The organism is Bradyrhizobium sp. UFLA05-89, from assembly GCF_059803475.1.
In genome coordinates this window covers 66162-79592 of sequence record NZ_JBANBA010000019.1, presented here as the reverse complement: position 1 = coordinate 79592, position 13431 = coordinate 66162, and the positions used below count along the sequence as shown (strand labels likewise).

The 13431-nt window shown below is 63.1% G+C and carries 11 protein-coding genes; 10 read left to right on the top strand and 1 reads right to left on the bottom strand.

Features of this window, described 5'->3' with window-relative positions; translation table 11 throughout:
• Positions 1–113: 113 nt before the first annotated feature.
• The 4 genes from SO139_RS13025 (at position 114) to SO139_RS13010 (ending at position 4349) form a co-directional block, all read left to right on the top strand.
• Positions 114–1778 (top strand): methanol/ethanol family PQQ-dependent dehydrogenase, encoded by a 1665-nt coding sequence (locus tag SO139_RS13025; RefSeq protein WP_474798262.1) that lies wholly within the window; start codon positions 114–116, stop codon positions 1776–1778.
• Between the two features lie 13 nt (positions 1779–1791).
• Positions 1792–2148, top strand: a complete 357-nt coding sequence (locus tag SO139_RS13020) for a c-type cytochrome (protein WP_449383459.1) — start codon at positions 1792–1794, stop codon at positions 2146–2148.
• Positions 2145–3071 carry a substrate-binding periplasmic protein gene (locus tag SO139_RS13015; RefSeq protein WP_498540155.1) on the top strand — a complete coding sequence of 309 codons (927 nt, stop codon included), beginning with the start codon at positions 2145–2147 and terminating at the stop codon, positions 3069–3071. Before SO139_RS13020 ends, SO139_RS13015 begins: the two co-directional genes overlap by 4 nt.
• Positions 3072–3311: 240 nt before the next feature.
• The gene (locus tag SO139_RS13010) at positions 3312–4349 is read left to right on the top strand and encodes an FUSC family protein (protein WP_498540154.1); all 1038 of its coding nucleotides are present in this window, start codon (positions 3312–3314) and stop codon (positions 4347–4349) included.
• An 8-nt stretch (positions 4350–4357) separates the two neighbouring features.
• Here SO139_RS13010 and SO139_RS13005 read toward each other — a convergent pair whose 3' ends face one another.
• A complete protein-coding gene (locus SO139_RS13005; protein WP_449383485.1) occupies positions 4358–5326 on the bottom strand; it encodes a helix-turn-helix domain-containing protein in 969 nt (322 codons plus the stop codon).
• Positions 5327–5828: 502 nt separating this feature from the next.
• On the opposite strand from SO139_RS13005, the gene xoxF5 reads away from it, so the two are divergent.
• The 6 genes from xoxF5 (at position 5829) to SO139_RS12975 (ending at position 13399) form a co-directional block, all read left to right on the top strand.
• Positions 5829–7631 carry a lanthanide-dependent methanol dehydrogenase XoxF5 gene (xoxF5, locus tag SO139_RS13000; RefSeq protein WP_449383490.1) on the top strand — a complete coding sequence of 601 codons (1803 nt, stop codon included), beginning with the start codon at positions 5829–5831 and terminating at the stop codon, positions 7629–7631.
• Between the two features lie 113 nt (positions 7632–7744).
• The gene (locus SO139_RS12995) at positions 7745–8236 is read left to right on the top strand and encodes a c-type cytochrome, methanol metabolism-related (RefSeq protein ID WP_449383489.1); all 492 of its coding nucleotides are present in this window, start codon (positions 7745–7747) and stop codon (positions 8234–8236) included.
• A 63-nt stretch (positions 8237–8299) separates the two neighbouring features.
• Entirely contained in the window at positions 8300–9409 is a 1110-nt protein-coding gene (locus tag SO139_RS12990; protein WP_449383484.1) for an S-(hydroxymethyl)glutathione dehydrogenase/class III alcohol dehydrogenase, read from the top strand.
• A gap of 33 nt (positions 9410–9442) precedes the next feature.
• Entirely contained in the window at positions 9443–10006 is a 564-nt protein-coding gene (gene gfa / locus SO139_RS12985; RefSeq protein WP_449383483.1) for an S-(hydroxymethyl)glutathione synthase, read from the top strand.
• Positions 10007–10628: 622 nt separating this feature from the next.
• Positions 10629–11081, top strand: a complete 453-nt coding sequence (locus SO139_RS12980) for a (2Fe-2S)-binding protein (RefSeq protein ID WP_449383482.1) — start codon at positions 10629–10631, stop codon at positions 11079–11081.
• Positions 11082–11083: 2 nt separating this feature from the next.
• Entirely contained in the window at positions 11084–13399 is a 2316-nt protein-coding gene (locus SO139_RS12975; protein ID WP_498540153.1) for a xanthine dehydrogenase family protein molybdopterin-binding subunit, read from the top strand.
• Positions 13400–13431 lie beyond the last annotated feature (32 nt).

Here is a 13431-nt window from a genome sequence, read left to right as displayed (position 1 = left end):
ACTGGCGTCCAACAATTCATCAGCGTGGTTACGACTTTCGTATTGACGCATTTTGCGTTCCATCAGAGTGTTGCGATCGCAGCGTCAAAAGGCGCGCACATTGGGAGGAACGGATGAAACGCTTTGCGATGGCCGCGAGCCTCGTCATGCTTGCGTCGACGGGTGTGAATGCCCAGACCACAGAACAACTCAACAAGGGCGCGTCAGACACATCGAATGTTCTCAACTACGGGATGGGTTACAATCTGCAGCGTTTCTCGACGCTGAATCAGATCAACAAGGACACCATCAAGAACCTCGTCCCGGTCTGGAACTACAGCTTCAACGACGATCGCAGCGAGGAATCGCAGCCGCTGGTCTACCAGGGCGTGATCTACGTGACCTCGCACAACGCCACCATGGCGGTCGACGCCAAGACCGGCAAGCAGATCTGGAAGACCAAGGTCGAGTACCCCGCGGAAACACCGCGTATCGTCTGCTGCGGCATCATCAATCGTGGCGCGGCCTTGTACGACGGCAAGGTGTTCCGCACGACGCTCGACGCCAACGTGATCGCACTCGACGCCAAGACCGGCAAGGAGCTGTGGCGCGAGAAGGCCGCCGACATCAAGGAAGGCTACTCGATGACTGTGGCCCCGCTGGTCGCCGACGGCGTCGTCATCACCGGCATCTCCGGCGCCGAGTTCGGCACCCGCGGCTTCATCGACGGCTGGGATCCGGCGACGGGCAAGCACCTCTGGCGTACCCATTCGATCCCCTCGCCGGATGAGCCGGGCGGCGACACCTGGAAGGGCGACACCTGGAAACTCGGCGGCGGCTCGACCTGGATCACCGGCTCCTACGATCCGGAGCTGAACACGGTCTATTGGGGCATCGGCAATCCGGGCCCGTTCAACTCGGCGGTTCGTCCGGGCGACAACCTCTACACCTGCTCGGTGTTGGCGATGGATCCCAAGACCGGCAAGATCAAGTGGCACTACCAGTTCTCGCCGAACAATCCGTTCGACTATGACGCGGTCGCCGAAATGGTGCTCGCCGACATGAACGTCGAGGGCAAGCCGACCAAGGTGCTGATGGACGCCAACCGCAACGGCTTCTTCTACGTGCTCGACCGCACCAACGGCAAACTGCTCGCGGCCAATCCTTACGTGAATGTCAACTGGGCCACCGGCGTCGACATGAAGACCGGCAGGCCGATCGAGACCGATGTTGTGAAGGATGCGCGCGAGGGCAAGAAGGTCACGGTCTATCCGTCGATCCTCGGCGGCAAGAACTGGGAGCCGATGTCGTTCAATCCGCAGACCGGCCTTGCCTATGCCAACACGCTCAACTTCGGCGGCAAGTACAAGTCCGAGCCGGTCACCTTCAAGCAGGGTGAATGGTATCTCGGCATGGACCTCACCGATCCCTGGGAGTTCGGTGACGGCCCGCGCGGCCATCTCAAGGCGATCGATCCCTTGACCGGCAAGTCGAAGTGGGAAGCGGCAAGCGACATCCCGCGCTTCTCGGGTGTCTTGTCGACCGCGGGCGGCGTCGTGTTCTCGGGCGCGTTGACTGGTGAGTTCGAAGCCTTCGACGCCGACACCGGCAAGAAGCTCTGGCAGTTCCAGACCGGCTCCGGCATCGAGGGACAGCCGGTGACCTGGCAGCAGGACGGCGTGCAGTATGTCGCGGTGGCGAGCGGTTATGGCGGCGTCTACTCGCTGTTCTCCGGCGACGAGCGGCTCGCCAAGGTGCCGCCCGGCGGCTCCCTGTGGGTTTTCGCAATCAAGCAATAACCACGGGGTCGACGTGCGGAAAGACACTTTGATCAGGACGGCGGCGACTTTCGCCGCCGTCGCGGGGCTGGCGGCTGCGTCCGTAGCAACCACCCGCGGCGCGGATGAACCGAACGGCAACCCCGTGCAGGCGCAGGTCGACCACGGCAAGGCGACCTACGCCGAAAAATGCTCGCATTGCCACGGTCCCGGCATGATGAACTCCGGCACCATCACGCCGGACCTGCGCGCCTTCCCTGACGACAAGACGCGTTTCGTTACCACGGTGAAGAACGGCAAGAACAACAAGATGCCGCCGTGGGGCGACATCCTCAGCGAGGACGACATCACCGACCTCTGGGCCTACATTTCGAGCCGGAGACGGCCATGAGAATTCGGCTTCGGGCCTTCGGCCTTGCCGCGATGCTTGCGGCTCTCGCGACGGTCGCGAATGCGGCGGATCCCTTGCGAATATGCCTCGACGAGGACAGGCCACCGCTGTCCGTGCATCACCGCGGCAAGCCGGGCACGGGCTTCGACGTGACGCTGGCGCAGGCGATCGCACGGCGGCTCGACCGGCCACTCCAGATCCAGTGGTTCGAAAGCAAGCTGGACGAGGATTCGAGCCCGCAGCTCGAGGCCAACGCGCTGCTGTCGGACGGGCGCTGTGCGCTGGTCGGCAGCTATGCACTGACCCGCGATTCCCTTGCCGTGCCCGGCATGAAGACTGCAAGGCTTCCGGATTTCGACGGCGCCACCCGCGAGGACCGTCGGCGCCGCGTTACGCTGGGCGCGCTCGCACCGAGCCAGCCCTACATCTATTCGCCGATGACGGTCGTGCTCGGTCCGAAGGCTCGCGATCGCAAGATCGGTGATATCGGCGATCTCGCAGGTCTCCGCCTCGCGATCGAAAGCGGATCGCTGGGCGACGCCATTTTGATGAGCTTCGACAAGGGACGGCTGATCGACGGCATCACGCATCTCGTACCCGGCCGCGACGATCTCCTCGGCGCGCTCGACCGAGGCGACTTTGATGCAACGCTGCTCGATCTCGCCCGTTTCGACGCCTACCGCGCCGCCCATCCCGACACCGCGATCACCGCGTCCGGCTACTACTATCCGATCGGCGCCAATCGCGGCTATGTCGGGCTTGCCAGCGATCCCATCCTGATGACCACCGTCAACAACGCGCTCACCGAGCTCATGACAGAAGGCAAGATAGCCGAGTTCGGCAAGCAGGCCGGGCTCACCTACCTGCCACCGCGCGAGCCCGCGATCCTCGGCGACGTCTGGAAGCAGATCATTCAGAGGTGAGAACTCTTCATTGAGAACGGCAGCTCCTCGTTCTCCGCTGTCATGCCCCGGCTTGATGTTTAGTCCGGGGACATGGCTGACACCTGTTCGGACACATCGCCGACAGGTTGGCCATCGGTCAAGCCGGGCGATGACAGCGAGAGTGCGGCACGGCGCTCGCATGCGCCCCGGACTGTTCGAAGCCAAAGTCACCGCGGCCATTTCCGTGCTATGCATCGCCTTTGACGATCCGGTGCCATCGTGAGCTCGCCGACCATCCCGCCCGCTGCAAGCCTGCGCGACGTCCTGTTCCGGGAGATCAGGACCAGCGATATCGTCAGAGCGCTGGTTGTCGTCGGCCCGCTCGTTGCGGCCTATTTCCTCTTCCGTGAGGCGGCGCTGCTGAATTTGGGACTGGTCGCGGTGTCCCTGCTCATTCCCGCGCTGAAACTGCACCTCGCTCCGCGAACGATCGCGCTGCATTACCTCGCGATCATCGTCACCTTCGTCACCCTCTTCCTCGCCGCCCCGATCAAGCCGCTGTTCGTGGCGCTGACGGCGCTGGCCGGCTTCCTTGCCGTGGCGGTCACACGCTACGGAAACGCGTTGCGGACCTTGGGCAACTGGGTCTTCATCCCCGCGGTCTACCTCGCCTGCGAGGTGCGCGAGGGGGTAAGTGCGCCCGAGGCCCTGCGTCATGCCGAGGTGATCGTGGCATCGTCCCCGATTGCACTCGCGCTCGTCTGCGGCATCCAGATCTATGACCGGTGGCGCCGCCCTGTCCACACACCGTCCTCTTTCGGACCTGCCGCGGCCGAATGGTTTCTGCCCGCGGCCGCAACGGCGATGGCCGTATTTGCCGCGGCTGCCCTGGTCGAGGCTTTGCATCTGGCCCAGGGGCAATGGGTGATGTGGTCGGCCGCAAGCGTCGTCGTCGGCGATCTCGCGGCCTCCACCGGAAAGCTGAAGCAGCGCGCCATCGGCGCGTTGGTCGGCGTCCCGCTCGGCTTCCTCGCAGGCGTCGCGCTGCCCGAGAGTCGCGCCGGCTATGCGCTCGCCGTTCTCGGCGCGACGCTCACGCTGATCGCATTCTCCCGCTACATCGTGGGCTTTGGCTTGCGCTGCTTCTTCATCGCCCTCGCGGCGTCGTTCGCGGGAGGGGCAAGCGGAATTGCCGAAGAGCGCGTGGTCAACGTGATCACGGGCGGCGCGTTCGGTCTCATTGCGGTGGGTCTGACGGAAATCGTCTGGCGGCGCATCACGCAGAAGGGCGGCGGACCGTCACAAGCCTCCTCGTGAGGCCAGGCCTAATGCTCTTCGGAGACGACGGCGTTCTGCTGCGCCTTGTGGATCGACGACGGCACGACGCCAAAGTACTTCCGGAACACGCGGCTGAAATGTGACGAGCTCGAGAAGCCCCAGGAGAAGGCGACGTCCGTGATGGTCTTGCCGGCGTGGGCCTCGAGCTCCTGACGGCAGTTCTGAAGGCGTGCCTGCCAGATGTAGTCGCTCACCGTCGTGCCGCGCTCGCTGAACAGCATGTGCAGATAGCGCTTGGAGCAGCCGAGCTCGGCGGAAATCTGGTCGATGCACAAATCCGGATCACGTAGATGCTCGCGGATGAAAAATTGGGCACGCACATACATCGCCTCGGGTCCGACCCGATCGAACATCGTGTCGGCCTCGCGCAGCGGCAGCAATAGGAGGTCGATCAGCGAATCAGCGACGCCGACCGCACTGTTCGCCGACAGCTTGGCGGCTTCGTCGAAGGTGGCGTGGACGAAATCGTGGGCGATTCGCCCGGTGCCGGTGCGCGCGGTCAGCTTGCAGGCCGGCATCCGCTGAGACGGGAAGCCGCGATCGCGCAGCAGAGCCTTCGGCACGATCACCACGTCATGCCGCGTGAAGGCGGGACTGATGATCGAGTGCGGACAGGACACGTCATAGGCGATGATGTCACCGGGCATCAGCTCGATGTGGCGGCCCTCCTGCTCGAAATAGGAGATGCCGTAGGTCTGGAAATGAATCTTGATGTAGGGGTGCTCATTGGCCTTGGCGCGCGCATGCGTGTGCGCGATGCGATGCTGGCTCACCTCGATCTGGCAGAGTTTCAGGCGCGATACGGTGGTGTAATCGATGCGGCCTTCGAGCGCGGTCGCTTCCAGCGGATCGACATCGAAATGTCCACAGAGACTCGTCAGCCCGTCGACCCAGCTCTGGATCTGCCTCTTCGGCGTGAGTCCGGTCGTGCTGAGCGTGTGTATTGTGTCGGACATGATCCCAGCCACTGATTTGATTCAAATCGCGTTGGGTGCCGCCAGAGGCCCCCTGTGACGATGAAGCGACGTTTACCTCAAATTAGGGCGGTCTTTGGAGCAAGCGCCAGTGCTCCGTCTGCCATCCTTAATTGATAATCCTCCGCTTTAGTTGCAGCGCCGTCAAGGGGAACCTGAGTCCAGTGCCCGCGGCCAGGCAGCACAGAAGCTGCTGAATTCGCTACTGCAAAATCAAAAAGTTCGCGCCTTTGCGCTGTCGAGCAAATGCCCTTCTCTCTTGGGCAAGTTTCCCGTTTACGAACCGGTTACGGATTGTGCCAGGAACAACAAGAAACGGGCCGCACGTGAAAGCGGACCTGTGGCTCATATCCAGGAGGAGGAAACAGCACAGCATCGTTTCTGGTCCCAATCGTGACCGCCCTGCACGAGCAGACGCTGGACCTCAGTGCCCAGCGGTACGCAATGCTTCGGAAACAATAAACGAGACCTAGGAGGAATGACTATGCGCAAGGTGCTACTAGCGACGTTTCTTGGCTCTGCCGCGGCTCTGGCCGTCGGCAGCGCTTCAGCCAATGACGAGCTGAACAAGATGTCGCAAAACGCGAAAGACTGGGTGATGCCCACTGGCGATTACGCCAATTCCCGCTATTCCAAGCTCAATCAGATCAACGCGCAGAACGTCGGCAAGCTGCAGGTCGCATGGACCTTCTCCACCGGCGTGCTGCGCGGCCATGAAGGTGGACCGCTCATCATCGGCAACACGATGTTCGTCCACACGCCGTTCCCGAACAAGGTCTACGCCCTTGACCTTTCCAACGAGAACAAGATCATCTGGAAGTACGAGCCGAAGCAGGATCCGAACGTCATCCCGGTGATGTGCTGCGACACGGTCAACCGCGGCTTGGCCTATGGCGACGGCAAGATCTTCCTGCATCAAGCCGACACCACGCTGGTCGCGCTCGATGCCAAGACCGGTCAGGTTGCCTGGACCGCGAAGAATGGCGATCCCGCAAAGGGCGAGACAGGCACCTCGGCGCCGATGGTCGTCAAGGACAAGGTGCTGATCGGCATCTCCGGCGGCGAATTCGGCGTTCAAGCCCATATGACCGCCTACGACATCAAGACCGGCAAGCTGGCTTGGCGTGGGTATTCGGAAGGGCCGGATGACCAGATTCTGGTCGACGACAAGACCACTGCGCTCGGCAAGCCGGTGGGCAAGGACTCCAGCCTCAAGACCTGGCAAGGCGATCAATGGAAGATCGGCGGCGGCGCGACATGGGGCTGGATCTCCTACGATCCCGAGCTCAACCTGATCTATTACGGATCGGGTAATCCCTCGACCTGGAACCCGAAGCAGCGTCCCGGCGACAACAAATGGTCGATGACGATCTGGGCGCGTAATCCAGATACCGGCGTTGCCAAGTGGGTTTACCAGATGACGCCTCACGACGAGTGGGACTATGACGGCGTCAACGAGATGATCCTCTCGGATCAGCAGATCGGCGGCCAGCCGCGCAAGCTGCTGACGCATTTCGATCGTAACGGTCTCGGCTACACGCTCGACCGTGCCACGGGCGAATTGCTGGTCGCCGAAAAGTACGATCCGAAGGTGAACTGGACCTCCGGCGTCGACATGGACAAGAACTCCCCGACCTACGGCCGTCCGAAGGTTCTTGACGCCGCGTCGACTGACAAGGCCGGCGAGGACGTCAACGTGAAGGGCATCTGCCCGGCCGCGCTCGGCACCAAGGACGAGCAGCCGGCAGCCTACTCGCCGGACACGCAGCTGTTCTACGTTCCGACCAACCACGTCTGCATGGACTACGAGCCGTTCAAGGTCAGCTACACCGCGGGCCAGCCCTATGTGGGCGCGACGCTCTCGATGTATCCGCCGCAGGGCGAGACCAACATGGGCAACTTCATCGCCTGGGACGGCAAGACCGGCAAGATCGTGTGGTCGAACAAGGAGCAGTTCTCGGTCTGGTCGGGTGCGCTCGCAACCGCCGGCGGCGTGGTGTTCTACGGCACGCTCGAAGGCTACCTGAAGGCGGTCGACGCCAAGACCGGCAAGGAGCTCTACAAGTTCAAGACCCCTTCCGGCATCATCGGCAACGTCACGACCTATGAGAACGGCGGCAAGCAGTACGTCGCAGTCCTCTCCGGCGTGGGCGGCTGGGCCGGCATCGGCCTGGCGGCAGGCCTGACCGATCCGACCGCCGGTCTCGGCGCAGTCGGCGGCTACGCGGCACTGTCGAACTACACGGCGCTCGGCGGTACGCTGACCGTGTTCTCGCTGCCGAACTAGCCTCGACCTCGTATCGTCCCGGCGCGTGGATCAACTCCACGCGCCGGCTCGTCTCCACCGCGCGCTGTCGAGGAAAAAATCTCTTGCGTAGAATCTGCTCTGTCATAGTTGCGATGATCTTCGTCGCGTCCGGAGGAATTGCATTCGCGGATGGCTCGGGCGACCCGGGCGCCGTCAAGCAAAATGAAAATGGTGAGTGGCTCGATAAGGAAGGAAATCCGACCTATAAGGTTTCAGCCGACGGATCCGTAGACTGGTACACCTATTCCGGATACCGCCGCTATCACTCGGACTGCCATGTCTGTCATGGTCCGGACGGAATGGGATCGACCTACGCTCCGGCGTTGAAGGACTCCCTGAAGACCATGAGCTACGCCGACTTCCTCGGCGTCGTCGCCTCAGGCCGCAAGAACGTCTCGACCGCGCAGGAGAACGTGATGCCGGCCTTCGGCGATAATCCGAACGTGGCCTGCTACATGGACGATCTCTACGTCTATCTGCGGGCCCGCTCCAACGAAGCCTGGGGTCGCGCGCGGCCGGGCAAGCATGAGGACAAGAAGGAGGCCTATACAAAGGCCGAAGACTCCTGCATGGGCAGGAAATGAACGATTGGTGCACGGTCGAGACGACGTCTTGGCGTCTCCGGGAGAGAATTTGAGGAGCTTACGATGAAGACACGTGCCGCGGTCGCTTTCGAAGCGAAAAAACCGCTTGAAATCGTCGAGGTCGACCTGGAGGGACCGAAGGCCGGCGAAGTTCTGGTCGAGATCAAGGCGACCGGAATCTGCCACACCGACGCCTACACGCTCGACGGTTTTGACAGCGAAGGAATCTTTCCCTCGATCTTGGGCCACGAGGGCGCCGGCATCATCCGCGAGATCGGCGCAGGCGTGACCTCGGTGAAGCCTGGCGATCACGTCATCCCGCTCTACACGCCGGAATGCCGGCAGTGCAAAAGCTGCCTGAGCGGAAAGACCAACCTCTGCACCGCGATCCGCGCGACGCAAGGCAAGGGCGTGATGCCCGACGGCACCAGCCGCTTCTCCTACAAGGGCAAGCCGATCTACCACTATATGGGCTGCTCGACCTTCTCGAACTTCACGGTGCTGCCGGAGATCGCAGTCGCCAAGATCCGTGAGGATGCCCCCTTCGACAAGAGCTGCTACATCGGCTGCGGCGTCACGACCGGTGTCGGCGCCGTCGTCAACACCGCCAAGGTCACACCGGGTTCCAACGTCGTGGTGTTCGGCCTCGGCGGCATCGGCCTCAACGTCATCCAGGGCGCCAAGATGGCCGGCGCCGACAAGATCATCGGCGTCGACATCAACGACTCCAAGGAGGATTGGGGCCGCAAGTTCGGCATGACGCACTTCGTCAACCCCAAGAAGGTGACCGGCGACATCGTCCAGCACCTGGTGACGCTGACCGATGGCGGCGCCGACTACACCTTCGACTGTACCGGCAACACCACGGTGATGCGCCAAGCCCTGGAATGCTGTCATCGCGGGTGGGGAACATCGATCATCATCGGCGTTGCGGAAGCCGGCAAGGAGATCGCCACCCGCCCGTTCCAACTCGTCACCGGGCGGAACTGGAGAGGCACCGCGTTCGGCGGCGCGCGGGGCCGCACCGACGTGCCCAAGATCGTCGACTGGTACATGAACGGAAAGATCCAGATCGATCCCATGATTACCCACGTGCTGAAGCTCGAAGACATCAACAAGGGCTTCGACCTGATGCACGAGGGCAAATCGATCCGCTCGGTCGTCGTCTACTAAACCAGAACCATCACCCACAAGGAGGATCGTCCCATGACTGTTGCTCTCCATCCCTCGATCGACAATGGCCTCAAACAGGGCAGCGGCAGCTTTGCCGGTGGCACGCTGGTCTGCAAATGCAAGGACCACCCGGTCAAGGTCGGCATCAAGGGCGACGTGGCGCACAACCACGCCTGCGGCTGCACGAAGTGCTGGAAGCCGCAGGGTGCGACGTTCTCCGTCGTCGCCGTGGTGCCGCGCCAGAACGTCACCGTGCTCGAGAACGGCGACAAGCTGGAGATCGTCGATCCGTCGGCGGTGATCCAGCGCCACGCCTGCAAGGCCTGCGGCACGCACATGTACGGCCGCATCGAGAACAAGGGCCACCCGTTCTACGGCCTCGACTTCATCCATCCCGAACTGTTCCAGGAGCAGGGCTCGCAGGCCCCGCAATTTGCTGCCTTCGTCTCCTCGGTGATCGAATCGGGCGTGAAGCCGGAGCAGATGGCCGACATCCGTTCACGGCTGAAGGAAATCGGGCTTGAGCCCTATGACTGCCTGTCACCGGCGCTGATGGACGCGATCGCGACCCATGTCGCGAAGGCCAAAGCTGCTTAGGTACAAAGCTGCTTAGCGGCTGCCTGAGGCAACGCGTTCGTTCTTTCCACCTTTCGGCTCGCTGGTCCTGAACCCAGCGAGCCGGTCGGGTCCTCTCGGATCGGGCGCGAACCAGATGGCCGGCATTGCCGCCCATGTGCTCGTGTGGCGGTGGGTTCCCTCAGCATCGAGATTTGTACACTCCGCAGCGTCGCCAGCTCGCAAAGCTTGTGTCCCTGCGTTTTCCCTCCCTCGACTGAGGTCTCCTGCTTCGTCCGCGCTGTCCCGCCGGACGAAGCTTTTTTATGTCGGTCGCAATGATGCTCTGCCGCACCGCGCAAGGGGCAAGCGACGGATCGCGCCCACCTTTTGACAAATCGCAGATGCAATCTGGTCGCGAACACAAGCGGCTGTGATGTCCGCGGTGTCCGGTTTCTGCTAGCATCACGCTCGTCACGATGCCGCGCGAAAATCATCAAAAAAGAATCAACCGGGAGGTATCGAGCACATTCCAGACATCGCCCGTCGTCATCCCCTCCGCCCCGGGAGTTGCTTGGGCTTGCGGAAGCAGAGGATGCGGACGCCGCCACACCAATCAATCACGCCCATCGGATCATTGGCTTAAGAAGAGCGAGAAACGATCATGATCAAGATAAAAATCAACGGCCAGGAACAAAGCTGGGATGGCGACCCGGATCTTCCGCTGCTCTGGTTTCTCCGCGACGAAGTCGGGCTGACCGGCACCAAATTCGGCTGCGGCCAGGCGCTGTGCGGCGCCTGCACCGTCATCGTCGACAAGGAAGCTGTGCGCGCCTGCATCACTTCGGTCAACGACGTTGCGGGTCGCGAGGTCACGACCATCGAAGGCCTGCATCCGAACGGCGATCATCCCGTGCAGAAAGCGTGGCGCCAGGTCAATGTTCCCCAATGCGGCTTCTGCCAGGCCGGCCAGATCATGCAGGCCGCGGCCCTGCTGATGGACAATCCCAAGCCGTCACACGACCAGATCCGCGAGGCGATGGCGGGGAACATCTGCCGCTGCGGCTGCTACCAGCGCATCGAGAATGCCGTCCATCTCGCATCGACGGGGGTGTGACCATGAATTTCATCGACAACCCAAAGAAGCTTCGTGGCTTCGAGAAGCACGTCAGGATCGAGAAGGTTTCCCGCCGCAGCATCCTGAAGGGACTGGGCGTCACCGGCGGCTTCGTGCTCGCCGCGCCCGTGATGTCGCGCCAGGCGTTCGCCTATGAGACCGGCGCCGGGAAGATGCCGCACGGCGTCGTGGTCGACCCGCGCGTGTTCGTCGCGGTCGCTCCCGACGGCATCGTCACCATCGTCGCGCACCGCTCGGAAATGGGCACCGGCGTGCGCACCAGCCTGCCGCTGATCGTCGCCGAAGAGATGGAAGCCGACTGGTCGAGGGTGAAGGTCCAGCAGGCCCATGGCGACGAGGTCAAGTTCGGCAACCAGGACACCGACGGCTCTCGCAGCACGCGACACTATCTGATCCCGATGCGCCAGATCGGCGCCTCTGCGCGCATCATGCTGGAGCAGGCCGCAGCCAAGCGCTGGGGCGTGCCGGCGACGGAAGTGAAAGCGGCCAATCACGAGGTCGTTCACAGCGCGAGCGGACGCAAGCTCGGCTTCGGCGAGCTCGCAGCCGACGCAGCCAAGGAATCCTTGCCGAGCGTCGACAGCCTCAAGCTGAAAGACCCCAAGGATTTCCGTTATCTCACCAAGGGCCAGATCGGCATCGTTGACCTCCACGACATCACCACGGGGAAGGCAGGCTACGGCGCCGACGTGCGGCTGCCCGGCATGAAATACGCCGTCATTGCGCGTCCGCCGGTGACCGGCGGCAAGCTGGTCTCCTTCGACCCGGCCGACGCGATGAAGGTCTCGGGCGTCGAGAAGGTGATGCAGGTGCGCGGCTGGCCGTGGCCGTCGAAATTCCAGCCCCTCGGCGGTGTGGCCGTGATCGCCCGCAATACGGGCGCTGCGATCAAGGGTCGCGATGCGCTGAAGCTCGTCTGGGATGACGGGCCGAACGGCAACTACGAGTCGGTCGCCTACCGCAAGGAGCTCGAGGAGGCCGCGCGCAAACCAGGCCTCGTCGTGCGCAACGAGGGCGATGCGGATGCCGCGCTCAAGAGCGCCGACAAGGTGATCGTCGGCGAGTACTACATCCCTCACCTCGCCCATGTCAGCATGGAGCCGCCGGTGGCTGTTGCCGACGTCAAGGGCGACAAGGCGGAGATCTGGGCGCCGGTGCAGAGCCCCGGCGGTACCCGCGAGGACGTCGCCAAGACGCTCGGCATCCCCGAGCAGAACGTGACCGTGAACGTAACGCTGCTCGGCGGCGGCTTTGGCCGCAAGTCGAAATGCGACTATGCGCTCGAGGCCGCCCTGCTCTCCAAGGAGCTCGGCGCGCCCGTGAAGGTGCAGTGGACGCGCGAGGATGATCTCCACAACGGCTTCCTGCACACCGTCTCGGTCGAGCGCATCGAGGCCGGCCTCGACAAGAGCGGCAAGGTGATCGCCTGGCGCCACCGCAGCGTTGCGCCCAGCATCGCCTCGACATTCGCGGCGGGCACCGTGCACCAGGCCTCGTTCGAACTCGGCATGGGCCTCGTCGACATGCCCTTCGAGATCGCCAACATCTCCTGCGAGAATCCGGAAGCGGCCGCCCATACCAGGATCGGCTGGTTCCGCTCGGTCTCCAATATCCCGCGCGCCTTCGCGGTGCAGTCGATGGTCGGCGAGATCGCGCAGGCCACCGGCCGCGATCAGAAGGACATGCTGCTCGAGCTGATCGGCTCGCCCCGCATCGTCAAGCTCGCCTCGGTGAAGGACCTCTGGAACTATGGCGAGCCCTACGACAGCTATCCGATCGACACCGCGCGCCTGCGCAAGGTGGTCGAGCTGGTGGCCGAGAAGGGCGAATGGGGCCGCCAGGTGCCGAAGGGCCATGGCCTCGGCATCGCCGTGCACCGCAGCTTCGTCAGCTACATCGCGACGATCGTGGAAGCGGCCGTCGACGACAAGGGCAAGCTGACGATCCCGCGGGTCGACACCGCCATCGACTGCGGCACCTTCGTCAATCCCGAGCGCATCCAGTCGCAGATCGAGGGCGCCGCGATCATGGGCCTGAGCCTCGCCAAGTACGGCGAGATCACCTTCAGGGACGGCAAGGTCCAGCAGAAGAACTATGACGACTTCCCTGTGGTCCGGATGGACGAATCTCCACTGGTGACCAACGTCCATATCGTGACTCCGGGGCCCGACACGCCGCCGAGCGGCGTCGGCGAGCCCGGCGTTCCGCCATTCGCGCCGGCGCTGATCAACGCGATCTTCGCTGCAACCGGCAAGCGCATCCGCTCCCTGCCGATCGGCAAGCAATTGGAGACGTGATGAGGGAACGTTAGGCGACAGTTCGCCGTTGC

Coding starts and splice junctions, on each gene's coding strand:
- SO139_RS13025 (WP_474798262.1), top strand. CDS start 114: ATGAAACGCTTTGCGATGGCCGCGAGCCTCGTCATGCTTGCGTCGACG.
- SO139_RS13015 (WP_498540155.1), top strand. CDS start 2,145: ATGAGAATTCGGCTTCGGGCCTTCGGCCTTGCCGCGATGCTTGCGGCT.
- SO139_RS13005 (WP_449383485.1), bottom strand. CDS start 5,326: ATGTCCGACACAATACACACGCTCAGCACGACCGGACTCACGCCGAAG.
- xoxF5 (WP_449383490.1), top strand. CDS start 5,829: ATGCGCAAGGTGCTACTAGCGACGTTTCTTGGCTCTGCCGCGGCTCTG.
- SO139_RS12995 (WP_449383489.1), top strand. CDS start 7,745: ATGATCTTCGTCGCGTCCGGAGGAATTGCATTCGCGGATGGCTCGGGC.
- SO139_RS12990 (WP_449383484.1), top strand. CDS start 8,300: ATGAAGACACGTGCCGCGGTCGCTTTCGAAGCGAAAAAACCGCTTGAA.
- gfa (WP_449383483.1), top strand. CDS start 9,443: ATGACTGTTGCTCTCCATCCCTCGATCGACAATGGCCTCAAACAGGGC.
- SO139_RS12980 (WP_449383482.1), top strand. CDS start 10,629: ATGATCAAGATAAAAATCAACGGCCAGGAACAAAGCTGGGATGGCGAC.
- SO139_RS12975 (WP_498540153.1), top strand. CDS start 11,084: ATGAATTTCATCGACAACCCAAAGAAGCTTCGTGGCTTCGAGAAGCAC.